The organism is Shewanella sp. SM21 (assembly GCF_025654335.1).
In the GTDB taxonomy this organism is placed as follows: domain Bacteria; phylum Pseudomonadota; class Gammaproteobacteria; order Enterobacterales; family Shewanellaceae; genus Shewanella; species Shewanella oncorhynchi.
Map to the genome: position 1 here is coordinate 202629 of NZ_JAKKRL010000003.1, position 13636 is coordinate 216264.

Consider the following 13636-nt stretch of genomic DNA (forward strand, 5'->3'; position numbering starts at 1 on the left):
TTAAGTTGCATACTTAAGTGATTTTTAGACTGAGCTGTTATGTTAATGACTGCAAACTAGAATAAGCCTTTTAAACCTATGTCCTCTCCAAACACAGACAACACAGCCTGTGCTAATGCACTCGATACCGCTGACACACCTGTAGTTAATACGCTTGCGGTTAATTCACCTCGGCGCGCGGCAGTCTTGATGGTGCAGGGCACTACATCGGATGCGGGCAAGAGCACCTTAGTCGCAGGCATTTGTCGTTTGCTCGCCCGTCAGGGGATTAAGGTTGCGCCCTTTAAGCCGCAAAATATGGCGCTCAATAGCGCTGTTACTGTCGATGGCGGCGAGATTGGCCGCGCACAGGCCTTGCAAGCCGTGGCCTGTTATCTTGAGCCCCATACCGATTTTAATCCCATACTGCTTAAACCAAGCTCGGACACGGGCGCGCAAATTATCGTTCATGGCAAAGCCCTGACAACACTCGAAGCCTCGGCCTTTTTTGGGCCTAAATCTAAAGATTACAAGGCAATGGCGCTTGGCGCTGTGCTGGAGTCCTTCGAGCGATTGACGGCCCAGTATCAAACCATAGTGGTTGAAGGCGCGGGTAGTCCGGCGGAGATCAATCTGCGTGAAGGTGATATTGCTAACATGGGATTTGCCGAAGCTGTGGATTGTCCAGTGATTATCATTGCCGATATCGATAAAGGCGGCGTATTTGCCCATTTGGTCGGGACCTTGGCTTTATTATCAGAATCCGAACAGGCGCGGGTAAAGGGCTTTGTGATCAATCGTTTCCGTGGCGATATTAGCCTGTTGCAATCTGGCCTCGATTGGCTTGAAGCTTATACAAACAAGCCTGTTTTAGGTGTGTTGCCTTATCTGCATGATTTACATCTCGATGCCGAAGATGCGCTGATAAGCTCGCCGACCAAAGGCGCTAACAGCCGCTTAAAAGTGCGGGTATTAGTGTACCCAAGGATCAGTAATCACACTGATTTTGATCCGCTGCGGCTGCATCCCGATATCGATTTTGACTATGTGTCATTGCAAACTCAAGCCGCGAGTCACACCACTCATTTGCCCGCCGCCGATGTATTGATCTTGCCCGGCAGTAAGAATGTGCGCGCCGATTTGGCCTTTTTACGCCAGCAAGGCTGGGATAAAGATATTGCCACACACCTGCGTTACGGCGGCAAAGTGCTCGGCATTTGCGGCGGTTACCAAATGTTAGGCCAAAGCATTGCTGATCCCTTAGGCATTGAAGACAGTGCGGGTGATACCGCAGGACTTGGCTACCTGCCGCTGAGCACAGAACTCAAAGCCGAAAAACAGTTACGGCGAGTGAGAGGTGAGCTAACGTTACTTGGGCAAAAGGTTGCTGTTAAGGGCTATGAAATCCACTGCGGTGAATCAAGCTATCTTATCCCTAGGCTTGAACAAACGAATGCGCCCTTGCAGTTAATCCCTGAATCCACATCTGTGAGCTTTGCCGATGGCCTGCAAAGTGATGACGGGCAAATCCTTGGCACTTATTTACATGGGCTATTTGATAGCCCTGATGCGTGTCAGTTGATTTTACGTTGGGCGGGATTAAACGATGCTAAGGCGATAGATATCAATCAAATACGTGAGCAGCAACTCGATCGTTTAGCCGATGTGTTAGCCGAGCATTTAGACATGCAAAAATTACAGCCAATTTTAGAAGCATAAGTTTTAAAAGCAGACATTTTTAGCAGCAGAGTGAAGAGAAGACCATGACAGCACAGAACGACAACGAACAAGCGCAAATCAAGGCCGAACGCCACAAGGCTCGCCAACAGAAAGTGAAAGCCGGTGTGGATGCTAAAATTGCCGCCGCCCAAGAGGAGAAGGGGATTCTGCTAGTGTTAACCGGTAACGGTAAAGGCAAATCGACCTCAGGTTTTGGCACTGTTGCCCGCGCCGTCGGTCACGGTAAAAAAGCCGCGATAGTGCAATTTATCAAAGGCACTTGGGAGTGCGGTGAGCGCAATTTACTCGAAGGTGCAGGGGTTGAGTTTCATGTAATGGGCACAGGTTTTACCTGGGAAACCCAAGATAAAGAAAAAGATACCGCCGCCGCTGTACTCGCTTGGGAAGCCGCCGAAAAGCTGCTGCAAGATGAGAGCATAGATTGCGTGATGCTCGATGAACTCACCTATATGGTGAGCTATCACTATTTGGATGTGGAACGTGTGCTTAGCGCACTTAAAAATCGCCCACCGATGCAGCATGTGATTATCACTGGCCGCGCTTGTCATCGCGCGATTATCGAGCTGGCTGATACTGTCAGCGAAGTGCAACCGATTAAACATGCCTTTGAAGCGGGTATCAAGGCACAGCAAGGTTTTGATTACTAATTGAACCTTAAATGTCGGCGCATAAGTGACGCAGCATTGTTGGTTGCAATGTTAAGTAAGACGCGCGAATGGCTTTAGCACAGGCATAAAATGCGCTAAGTTTGAGGACTATTAACTGCCTATTAGCAACTAGCGACAATTTGTTGTTAGTGACTATGGGTTAGCCTCTAGCCGTTCAGTGTTCAAAGCGTTCTCAAGGATGATCCTATGAATAAGCGTATCGTGATTTGTGCCGATGGGACTTGGAATCGGCCCGAGAAAGATCTTAAGGTCGATTTCCCAACCAATGTGCTGCGCCTCGCGCGTGCTATCAGCCCGATAGCGGCTGATGGCAAACCCCAGCAGGTATTTTATGATTGGGGCGTGGGTTCCTATTACGATCAAACCATCGGTGGTGCGACAGGGCGCGGTTTGCATAAAAACATCATGGATGGGTATCGCTATATAGTGCAAAACTATTCCCCTGGCGATGAGATTTATCTCTTTGGTTTTAGCCGTGGTGCTTACACTGTGCGTTGTTTGTGTGGCTTGATTAATAACTGCGGCATACTTAAACGCCCCGATGCGGCGTTGATTCAACAAGCTTTCGATCACTATAAAAAAAGCAGTGCGCCCTTTGCGCCTGATGGTGAAAAATCCCTCGAATTTAGAGCTAAATACAGTCATGAATCACGGGAAATCAAGTTTGTTGGTGTGTGGGATACCGTGGGTGCTATGGGGATCCCTATTTCATTTTTAGGCTTGTTCGAAGATAAAGACGAGTTTTACGACACTAAAATTGGCCGCAATGTGCGCGTTGCCCGCCATGCCTTAGCCATAGATGAACACCGCAGTGATTTTGAGCCGACTATTTGGCAACTACGCGACAATATGGACATGCAGCAAGTGTGGTTTGCGGGCGCCCATAGCAATATTGGCGGCAGTTATAAACCCGATAAAGACGGTTCATTGTTGTCGGATATTGCACTGTTGTGGATGATATCCGAGGCGCAGAAATTTAATTTAAGCCTAGAGCCACACTTAGCCGCGAGTGTGCATCCAAATCCGCTCGCGACCTTACATAACTCGAGACGCAGTTTTTATCGGATAAAACAGGAATATTTACGACCACTCGACCCTGAGCAAGTCCCAGTACTTTTGCATCATTCGGTGAAGGCCCGCTGGGATCAAGATCCTCAGTATCGCCCGAAGAATCTACAAACTTATATCGAACACTATGGCTGGCCAGAGCAGCTAGTTTAACTCTATAACCCCAAGTGACCTGAAGAGACTACGCCTGCATCTTCAGGCGGTTTGGGGATAAATACTAAGGCATATCATGATTAAGCGACACTTAGCTGGACTCTTTTTGGGGCTCAGTCTATTTCTTCCCCATAGCGTATTGGCGCAGCCCGCTAAACGCATTATTGCGCTCTCGCCCCATGCGGTGGAAATGCTTTACGCCATAGGTGCGGGCGATACGATTGTGGCCGCAACCGATTATGCGGATTATCCCGAGGCGGCAAAAAATATCCCGCGTATTGGCGGTTACTATGGCATTCAAATGGAGCGGGTGATGGAGCTTAATCCCGATCTGATTGTGGTGTGGGATTCGGGTAATAAAGCCGAAGATATCAACCAGCTTAGGACGTTAGGATTTAACCTTTATGGTAGCGATCCTAAAACCTTAGAAGGCGTCGCCAAGGAGCTTGAAGAGTTAGGCCAACTTACGGGGCATGTTGAAGAAGCAAGCAAGGCTGCGGCCGCTTATCGCGCTGAACTTATCCGATTGCGGGTTGAAAATGCTAAAAAATCAGAACCTAAGGTATTCTATCAACTCTGGTCGACCCCCTTGATGACAGTCTCTAAAAACAGTTGGATCCAACAGATCATCAGTGTGTGCCATGGACAAAATGTGTTTTACGATGCCGCCAGTGATTATCCGCAAGTCAGTTTAGAAAACGTCTTGCTGACCTTGCCCGAGGTGATTTTGCAAAGTGGGGAAGAAGGTAATGTGAAAGGGGTTGATTGGCGCCAATGGCCAGAAATTCCTGCCGTGAAGAAACAGCATATTTATCAACTCAATGCCGATTTATTACATCGCGCGACGCCCAGAGCTTTACTCGGCGTTCAAGCCTTATGTGATGCCTTGGATAAAGCACGTTAAATAAAACGCCTGACAGATTATTCCGTCAGGCGTTTAGTCAGATGTTGCTATTTTCTAAGCGTTTAGAAAGGCGCGTTGATGTCGACCACATTAATAAGCTTGTGGTTTACAAACTCTTTCAATCCTAAATCAATCAACTCGCGGCCATAACCTGAGCGACGTACGCCACCAAAGGGTAAGTCGGCCTTGACCATAGTCGGATGATTAACAAACATCATGCCTGTGGAAACCTGCTTAGCGACCGCCAGCCCGCGTTGGGTATCGGCGGTAAACACTGAGCCACCCAATCCAAAGGGCGAGTCATTGGCGATGGCAATCGCCGCTTGCTCATCTTTCACCCTGTGGATACTGGACACTGGACCGAAGAATTCCCAATAGTAGGCTGGGTTATCTGGCGTCAAGTTTGTTAGTATTGTTGGCTGCACAAAGGCGCCTTGCTGCGGCACTTTAGGCCCCACTTCGGTCGCGGTTGCGCCGTGTTTTACGGCATCACGGATTTTCTGCTTTAGCTCATCGGCTGCGCCTTGGGAAGACAGTGGCGCCAGCGTAGTGGCCGAGTCCATAGGATCGCCTGCTTTTAGCGCTTCAATCCCCTTGATATAGCCCTCCATAAATTCATCGTAAATGGCTTCAACTAAGATCATCCGCTTAGATGATGTACAGACCTGCCCCGCGTTCCAGTGACGGCCAAACACAGCCCAGTCGATAGTTTTAGGCAGATCGGCATCTTCAAGTACGATAAAGGCATCTGCGCCACCCAGTTCTAGGGTGGATTTTTTCAGTGCCTTACCCGCCAGAGCGGCAATGATCGATCCCGCATCTTCTGATCCCGTGAGCGCAACACCATGCACTTTGGGCGAATTGATGATCTGTTCTATCTGCTCTCGTGTGGCATACAGATTTTGGAATGTACCTGAGGGCAGTCCGGCATCGCGCATTAAGCCTTCAAAGGCCGCTGCGCACTGGGGCACGTTGGATGCATGTTTGAGTAGTAAGGTATTTCCGGCTGCAAGCTGCGGCGCTAAGATGCGCGCAATTTGGTAGTAGGGAAAGTTCTAAGGTTCGATAGCCAATAATACGCCCAGCGGTTCGTTAACCAGTATTGCTTCACCTTCGGCGGGATCGGCAACCAGCAGTTTTTGCGGTGCCAGCAGTCGCTCGGCATGTTCGGCGTAGTATTCGAAAATTTGCGCCGACAGTTCGACTTCAGCTTCGGCTTCTGCTGTGACCTTGCCCATTTCTAAGGTCAGTAGATTGGCGTATTTGGACTTGTTGTCTCTGAGGATCTTCGCTGCCTTAGACAGTATTGCGGCCTTGTCGGCAAAGGGAGTGGTTCGCCAGCTTAAAAATGCCTGATGGGCGGATTCTATCGCCTGTGTGACTTCGGTATCTGTTGCATTTGGAAATTCTTTAATGAGCTTTCCCGTAAAGGGATTGGTTGTTGCATAAGCCATATGTGCCTCCAAGCGTTTAACAAATAGAGCGTAAATGCCAGCTTTGGCATCGAGGGTGGAAATGTCTTGTTTGTTGTGGGCTCCCTTACCATTGATATGTGGCAAGGAAGCCTAGGATGAACGGTAAACTCGTGTGGTAGTAGGAACTATCTCAGTAGTATTAATCAATTAAATCAAATTGATAGATGGTTGCCATCTACGGAGTACACGTCATATTGTTACGGTTAACAAGCTTCAGCTGTTTTATAGCGTTCAGCCATGGCATTGGCGGCTATGATGGCTTGATAGACATCATCTGCGGTTAATTTCATCGGCATATTGCCCATAGTATCGCCCTCAGCACAGGCTATCTCAGCCACTTTGCGCCACTCGGCCTCGATAAAGGTTTTCAGCCCTAAATCTGCGAGTGTGAGCGGCAGTCCTGCCGTTTTGATAATACGGATAACGTTATCGATTTCGGCTTTGGGGGCATTTTCGAGCACGAGCTGAGTTAGCAGCCCAAAGACGACTTTCTCGCCGTGCTGAGCTTTATGTAAGTCTGCCACCGCTGACATACCATTGTTTACGGCATGGGCGGCGGCTAACCCGCCTGCTTCTGCACCAACACCACTGAGATAGATGGTGGCTTCAATGGTTTGCTCTAGCGCAGGTGTGACTATTTTGTTTTTAACGGCGTCCATAGCAGCTTCAACATTTTCAGTCAGTAACTGATAACAAAGTTGGGCCAATCCCAGCCCTGTGCGGGAAGGCTTTTTCAGGACTAGGTTGACGCCATCCGATTGATAGCAGGCACGAGCTTCAAAATAGGTTGCCAGTGCATCGCCTATGCCTGCCGCAAAAAATCGGGCCGGAGCCGCGGCGATAATGGCAGTGTCGGCAACGACAGCATCTGGGTTCTGTGGCAGAAACAGATAGCGTTCAAACTCACCTGTTTCGGAGTAGATCACTGCAAGTGCAGTACAAGGCGCATCGGTTGAGGCAATTGTGGGGTACAAGATGACAGGCCGTTTTTGATAGAAGGCGACGGCTTTGGCGGCATCTAAGGTTTTTCCACCGCCAACTCCAACAATAACGTTGGTATGATGCTGTTCTGCCAGCGCGCCTAAGCGCTTTATCTCGGCTTCGCTGCACTCATAGTTGAATTTTTCGAGGTGGCTGCTGATCCCATTTTGATCTAGCCCAGCGACCGCTTCATTCTTCACGCGGCTGAGGATAAATTCATCGCAGATGATAAAAGCATTGTCACCAAAGTCCTTAACATAATCATGCATTTGAGCTAATAGGCCCTTGCCGATAATGAATTTTTTAGGGGAAGTGACGGTACGTGGAACGACAGTGCTCATAGAGCCTCCTTTGCACTTATGACGGTTATCCTTTCATTCTTACCCTAGCATACGCCTAAATTAATGTCATAGCATGAATGGTGGCAATGTTTTTATTGCTAAGCGTAAATTACTACTTTAGTGCTTAATTATTAGATTAATAATGTGGTTTATTGTTTTATTATTCGAGTTAAATGCTTTGGTTTTTCCCTGATTTAAGGCAAGGATAGGGCTCAGAGAGCGAGGCGATCTAAGCGGGCGAAGAGATGTCAGATCTCAAAAAAGCTAACGGTGGATTGTGCGAATAACGGTAAACGTCTGCTGTCTAAACACAGGATAGTCATTAATCTAATGGGATTTTATTACCTTAAACTCGTCCCAAGTCTTGCTCGGTGTTCATGCTTTATGTGATGCTCTGTACAGTCGTTCATTGGTGTCATAGCGAGTGAAATCGTCGGCTGAGATAAAAGACCAGTAATCAAGGAGTGAAGATGACACAGCAGAATGCGTTAGGACAATTGGTCAGTAAAGGTACGTTAATATTCTTTTGTGGCAAAATGGGCTCAGGTAAATCAACCTTATCGCGACAACTTTCTGAGGCCGAAAACTGTATTTTAATCTCGGAAGACGCATGGCTGGCGGCGCTATACCCCGATGAAATTAAAGATTTTGATACTTACTTGAGCTATTCCGCTCGCCTTAAGCCTTTGCTTAAAAAGCATGTGCAGGAACTGCTCTGTTCGGGTGTTTCTGTGGTCATGGACTTTCCCGCGAATACTATCAATCAGCGCCTGTGGTTTCGAAGCATTTTTACTGATTGCGCCGCCCATAAACTTATTTATCTTAATCACAGCGATGCGCTTTGTTTGAGTCAACTCGATAAACGCAGACAAAGCCACCCTGAGCGCGCCATGTTCGATACTGAGGCTATGTTCTGGCATGTGAGTGGTTATTTTCAGCCGCCGACTCTGGATGAAGGCTTTGAGCTTGAGATGATAGAAAGCTAAATAGTTGAAAGCCAAGTGACTGAAAGCAAGTGACTGAATAAAACAATAGGAAATATCATGTACCAAGTGCTTGAAGGCGTTGCTTCTGCCAATGATTTTGTTCGCCTACGACAGATTTCTGGCTTAAGCCCTAGACCATTGGAGGGCGCGATTAAGGCTTTGCCAAGGAGTTTATATGGCGTGCAAATAAAGCTCGCCGAACAGACTGTGGGTATGGGGCGTGTGGTTGGTGACGGCGCGCTCAACTTCGAAATTGTCGATATTGCAGTGGATCCTGAGCATCAAGGTAAGGGATTAGGGCGGCTTATTATGCAGCACATCATGGCTTATTTAGATCGTGAGGCTTTTGAGGGCGCGTATATTACCCTGATGGCGGATGTGCCTGAACTCTATGAAAAGTTTGGCTTTAAATTTAGTCGTCCCGCAAGTGAAGGCATGTATATGGTGAAATAACGCCGCTAACCAATACACTTGTAACTTAGGCACATGTAGCAGTAGAACTCAAACAGTAGAGCTCAAACAGTAGAGCTCAAAACAACAATCAAAGGAAGATTACCCCATGAATACCTTACTTATTTGCTTATTTGTCGCCATGTTATTGCCATATCTTGCGAAAGGTCCAGTGGCTTGGGCAATGGCAAAGGCGGGTGGTTACGATAATAATCATCCCCGTGCTCAGCAAGCACAGCTAACCGGTTTTGGCGCTCGCGCTTTAGCGGGACATCAAAATGCCTTTGAATCATTGCTGGTGTTTGGCCTAGCCGTATTAGTGGTGATTGCTACCGGCAAAGTAAATCCCACCACTGAGTGGCTCGCAATCGTCCATGTCGGCGCCCGCTTTGTGTATCACATCCTCTATCTTGCCAACAAAGGCACCTTAAGATCCCTCACATGGTTTGTTGCCATCTTCAGTGCTTTCGGGATTTTCTTTCAGGCTTTTTAAGCTTGGATATTAAAGGATCTGCGCCAGTTTTTTGATACTTTCCCGCAGATCATCAGGCGTATGAGCGGCATAGCCCAGTAAGATAGCTTGCCTTGGATAGGGCGCTTGGCAATATCGAGACAAAGGCTGTGCCCCCAAACGTATTTGGCGGCATTTGTTGATCACTTCCTCTTCGGTCAAGTCGCCCTTCAGCCAACACACGAGGTGAATACCTGAGTCAGAGGTTTGAACGGACAATTTGTCGGGCAGATACTGCTCAATTGCCGCGATTAACGCCGTTTGGCGCGCTAAGCAGGCTTTTCTCACTCGGCGAACATGTCGCGCATAATGTCCTTCGGCGATAAACAACGCTAATGTTGCTTGCTCTAGGTGAGCCGTGTGCGTATCGGCGTAATGCTTTGCTAGTTGGAAAGCCTGTACCAGTTTAGCGGGCACCACTAAAAAGCCGAGTCGTAATTCGGGCAGCAGCATCTTGGAAAAGGTGCCAGCGTAGATCACTCTTTGATGTTTATCGAGCCCCTGTAATGCCTGTATCGGACGGGCGCTATAACGAAACTCGCTATTATAGTCATCTTCTAAAATCCATTTACTCTGCTCAGCGGCCCAATCGAGTAAGGCCAATCGTCGTGGCAGACTTAGCATACCGCCGAGGGGAAATTGGTGTGAGGGCGCGGTAAAAGCCAGTTTCACTGCGGGCCACCGCTGTATCGCATCGGCAATATTTGTGCCCTCATCATCAACACTCACAGGACGAACTCGCATATTTTGCGAGAGAAAAGCGCCTAAAGCCCCGTCATACCCAGGTTCATCAAGCCAGACTTCATCTCCCTGTTGGAGTAGTACCTGCGCTGTGAGGTTAATGGCCTGCTGAGTTCCATTGACTATGATGATCTGCTCAGGTGTGCAATTGAGGCCGCGGGTCGAACGCGCATAGTCACTTATCGCCTCACGCAACGGCAAATACCCTGCGCTATGGTTTGATTTATATAAGGTTTTACGCGATTGCCGCCAAACTCGGCCTAACAGCCGCCCCCAAAGTTGGTGCGGGAAAAGATCGACACATCCGACGCCAATATTAAACATGCTATGGCTGTTGTCCGTATTCCCCTTCGCTTTCAATTGCGCCATTTCTATTAACTGTGGATTAATTTCTAATTCGGAATCAAAGGCTTGAGCGCTTTCTCTGGCACGGTTTGGAATATCGATCAATTCATCGGGAATGGTATCTGACACATAAGTGCCCGATCCCGGTTTAGTCAGCAGATAGCCTTCATCAATCAGGCGCTCAAACCCTTGTAGTACTGAGTTACGTGAAATCTGCATGGTTTCCGACAAGGCTCTGCTGGATGGGAGCTTCATTCGCGGGTGTAAACGTCCATCAAGAATGGCCTCTCTAAACGCATGATAAAGCTGATCTTTGAGGATGCCATCTTTGAGTTGCAAGTGAGGGAAATTGGATTGAGGTTTTTTCATTTGCTAACTGGTACTGTTAAAAATGCAAAAAGTGTACCTTATGCGGTACCACAATTGAATCTAGAATCTTGCTTCAGTAAAACTGAGACCATTTACTTAATTTCAAGGAGTGCGCTAATGTCCAGCCAATCACTAACAGTGACCATTGATATGGTTAAAGAAACGGACTATTCACTCTGGTTACCACACTGGCGTGATTACCAGACCTTTTACAAAGTGGCGTTATCAGAAGCGACCACCCAAGCCACGTGGCGCCGATTTTTCGATGACCAAGAACCCATTTATTGCGCCGTCGCAAGAGAGGGCCAAAACTTACTCGGTTTTGTACACTATGTTTTTCATCGTTCTACTTGGGCCGAAACGGACTATTGTTATCTTGAAGACTTGTTTGTTGCCCCAACGGCAAGGGGTCAACATGTTGGAAAACAATTGATTGAGTATGTAAAGCAAGCGGCCATTGAACACAACTGCGCTCGCCTGTACTGGCATACACAGGAAACTAATTTAACCGCGCAAAAACTCTATAACTGGATTGGTGAAAAACCGGGAGTCATTGAGTACAGAATGCCGCTGTAAGGAGGGAACTTTAATAAATACATTAACTGGCTAGCTTGTTAATACGTTTATTATCAGTGGTTTGATAGTCTAACGCCCTTTCAATCCTAATGCTAAAGAGCTTTTAGCATTAGGTTTTAATGCACGTTTTAATTGCGACTAATCGCAGCGATCACCGCATCGGTCAGCTCCCAAGTATTTGCCGTTCCGCCCATATCGCGGGTTAAAGACTGCTTATCTTTCAATACGTTTTCTATCGCGCTGAGTATCAGGTCGTGCATTGCGCCATAACCTAAATGTTGCATCATCATAGCGCCTGCCCAAATTGTGCCTAAAGGATTGGCAATACCTTGGCCTGCAATATCTGGCGCCGAACCATGTACCGGCTCAAACATCGACGGAAATTCCTTGCTTGGATTGATGTTCGCCGAAGGGGCAATGGCGATAGTGCCAGTGCACGCAGGGCCAAGATCAGACAGGATATCGCCAAACAAATTTGAGCCAACAACCACATCAAAATGCTCTGGTTTCAGCACAAAATTTGCCGTCAGAATATCGATATGATATTGGTCGACCTTAACATTGGGATACTGTTTTGCCATTTCCACGACGCGACTATCCCAATAGGGCATAGAGTGAAATATGCCATTGGATTTGGTCGCCGAGGTTAAGTGCTTTGCTTTGCGGCTTTGGGCTAAATCGAAGGCATATTTTAAGATGCGATCTGTGCCACGACGGGTAAAAATGCTCTGCTGGGAGACAATCTCATGTTCAGTGCCTTCATATTGAATGCCGCCGACGGCGGAATATTCGCCTTCCACGTTTTCACGTACTACATAAAAATCGATATCGCCGGGCTTTTTGCCTGCGAGTGGGCAGGGCACGCCTTCAAATAACCGAATAGGCCTAAGGTTCACGTATTGCTCAAAGGCTCTGCGGATCGGTAGTAGCAATCCCCAGAGTGAAATATGGTCGGGAACTCCTGGAAATCCAACAGCGCCTAAGTAGATGGCATCAAAGGATTTTAGTTGCTCAAGTCCATCCTCTGGCATCATGCGGCCGGTTTTATGGTAGGTTTCACAGGACCAGTCGAAATAGGTCCACTCAAACGTCACACCTAAGATTTTTCCTGTGGCTTCGAGTGTGCGTATCCCTTCGGGGATCACTTCTGTACCTATGCCATCTCCGGCAATTACGGCGATTTTTACCTTAGACATCTTCGACTCCAATAGGGGATTCTGTATTTTTTGTATGTTATTCCATATTCGTATCGTGTATGAATAGGCTAAATGTTTTGTTAAGGATTACGAATCGTGAGTCAACTGCCACCACTTGAAGATTTACGGGTCTTTGTTATCGCCGCAACAAGCGGGGGATTTACAGCCGCTGCGGAGCAATTATCTTTTTCTCCAGCGTATGTGAGTAAACGCATTGGCCTATTAGAAAAAGCGCTCGGAGTGCGCTTGTTTCTGCGTTCTGCCAGAAGTGTCAGCCTCACCTTAGAGGGCAAAATTGCCTTGGAATGGTCCGAACGTTTGCTCGATACCATGGAGCAAATGAGCCTTGAAATTAGCTTAGAGCAGCAAGTGCCACGGGGGCGATTACGTATCGCAACTAGCACAGGATTTGGCAGCCACTGTATTGCACCGATTATTTCAGACCTAGTGTTCCACTATCCCGAATTAGAAGTTGATTTAGAGTTGCTCGACCGCCCCGTCGATCTGGTCTCTGAAGGTTTTGATCTGGAGATCCGTGTCGGTGGCGAATTGCCACCGCAAATGATTGCTAAGCGTCTTGCGAGTAATTATCGGGTATTGGTGGTGTCGCCGACCTATATCGACACGCATGGCATGCCAAACAATCTCGCGGCATTAGCCGAGCATAAGTGCATAGGGATCCGCGAGCGCGATCAAAACCATAGAGTGTGGCGATTGGAAAGTGCGGCTGGCATAGCCTCGGTTGATTTAGCGGCTTCCTTGATGACCAACAATGGCACAGTCGCTAAGCAGTGGTGTCTTAAAGGCCACGGTATTATGTTGCGCTCCATCTGGGATTTACAGCAAGATTTCTTAAGTGGCACATTAGTCAGAGTACTCCCCGAGTATCATCAATCCGCTGAAATTCATGTAATTTATGCCTCACGATTAGAAACGTCTGCCAAACTTCGCACCTGCGTTGCCTATCTTGAAGAGGCATTACCTCGTTTTGCTGGCACTGGAATAAGTTGATTTTATTTCGCCAATCTCTATGGGCGAGTGAACGCTCGCTATTTTTATATTGAGTTTAAATAAATCAAGATGTTGGATTTAATTGCTGACATTGGGTCAAGAGGCGGCCAAGAAGGCGCTCGTCCTATTCTCCTTAAAAAAT

The 13636-nt window shown here is 47.7% G+C and carries 12 protein-coding genes and 1 pseudogene; 9 read left to right on the top strand and 4 right to left on the bottom strand.

Annotation, left to right across the window (positions count from 1 at the left end; translation table 11 throughout):
* Positions 1-78: 78 nt before the first annotated feature.
* From L5L94_RS05065 to L5L94_RS05080, 4 genes are all read left to right on the top strand, one after another.
* The gene (locus L5L94_RS05065) at positions 79-1698 is read left to right on the top strand and encodes a cobyric acid synthase (protein ID WP_263161624.1); all 1620 of its coding nucleotides are present in this window, start codon (positions 79-81) and stop codon (positions 1696-1698) included.
* A gap of 44 nt (positions 1699-1742) precedes the next feature.
* Positions 1743-2366 (top strand): cob(I)yrinic acid a,c-diamide adenosyltransferase, encoded by a 624-nt coding sequence (cobO, locus tag L5L94_RS05070; protein WP_263161628.1) that lies wholly within the window; start codon positions 1743-1745, stop codon positions 2364-2366.
* Positions 2367-2573: 207 nt separating this feature from the next.
* A complete protein-coding gene (locus L5L94_RS05075; protein ID WP_263161631.1) occupies positions 2574-3608 on the top strand; it encodes a DUF2235 domain-containing protein in 1035 nt (344 codons plus the stop codon).
* Between the two features lie 76 nt (positions 3609-3684).
* Positions 3685-4512, top strand: coding sequence for a cobalamin-binding protein (locus tag L5L94_RS05080; RefSeq protein ID WP_263161634.1), 828 nt, complete (start codon positions 3685-3687; stop codon positions 4510-4512).
* Between the two features lie 62 nt (positions 4513-4574).
* Here L5L94_RS05080 and L5L94_RS05085 read toward each other — a convergent pair.
* Both L5L94_RS05085 and L5L94_RS05090 read right to left on the bottom strand, forming a co-directional pair.
* Positions 4575-5966: pseudogene (locus tag L5L94_RS05085) on the bottom strand (NAD-dependent succinate-semialdehyde dehydrogenase).
* A gap of 224 nt (positions 5967-6190) precedes the next feature.
* Entirely contained in the window at positions 6191-7309 is a 1119-nt protein-coding gene (locus L5L94_RS05090; protein WP_263161636.1) for a glycerol dehydrogenase, read from the bottom strand.
* A gap of 470 nt (positions 7310-7779) precedes the next feature.
* On the opposite strand from L5L94_RS05090, the gene L5L94_RS05095 reads away from it, so the two are divergent.
* The 3 genes from L5L94_RS05095 (at position 7780) to L5L94_RS05105 (ending at position 9238) form a co-directional block, all read left to right on the top strand.
* Positions 7780-8295, top strand: a complete 516-nt coding sequence (locus tag L5L94_RS05095) for an AAA family ATPase (RefSeq protein ID WP_263161639.1) — start codon at positions 7780-7782, stop codon at positions 8293-8295.
* A 57-nt stretch (positions 8296-8352) separates the two neighbouring features.
* Positions 8353-8748 (top strand): GNAT family N-acetyltransferase, encoded by a 396-nt coding sequence (locus L5L94_RS05100; protein ID WP_263161640.1) that lies wholly within the window; start codon positions 8353-8355, stop codon positions 8746-8748.
* Between the two features lie 106 nt (positions 8749-8854).
* Positions 8855-9238, top strand: a complete 384-nt coding sequence (locus tag L5L94_RS05105; protein ID WP_113941155.1) for an MAPEG family protein — start codon at positions 8855-8857, stop codon at positions 9236-9238.
* Positions 9239-9247: 9 nt separating this feature from the next.
* Here L5L94_RS05105 and L5L94_RS05110 read toward each other — a convergent pair whose 3' ends face one another.
* On the bottom strand, positions 9248-10711 hold the full coding sequence (locus L5L94_RS05110) for a PLP-dependent aminotransferase family protein (protein WP_263161643.1): 1464 nt from the start codon (positions 10709-10711) through the stop codon (positions 9248-9250).
* A 117-nt stretch (positions 10712-10828) separates the two neighbouring features.
* Here L5L94_RS05110 and L5L94_RS05115 point away from each other — a divergent pair, with 117 nt between their 5' ends.
* A complete protein-coding gene (locus tag L5L94_RS05115; protein WP_028759274.1) occupies positions 10829-11287 on the top strand; it encodes a GNAT family N-acetyltransferase in 459 nt (152 codons plus the stop codon).
* Between the two features lie 128 nt (positions 11288-11415).
* Here the strand turns inward: L5L94_RS05115 and L5L94_RS05120 are convergent, their stop codons facing one another.
* Positions 11416-12483, bottom strand: coding sequence for a tartrate dehydrogenase (locus tag L5L94_RS05120; RefSeq protein WP_263161646.1), 1068 nt, complete (start codon positions 12481-12483; stop codon positions 11416-11418).
* Positions 12484-12579: 96 nt separating this feature from the next.
* Here L5L94_RS05120 and L5L94_RS05125 point away from each other — a divergent pair, with 96 nt between their 5' ends.
* Complete coding sequence (locus L5L94_RS05125; protein WP_263161647.1) at positions 12580-13494, top strand: LysR family transcriptional regulator; 915 nt, start codon at positions 12580-12582, stop codon at positions 13492-13494.
* Positions 13495-13636 lie beyond the last annotated feature (142 nt).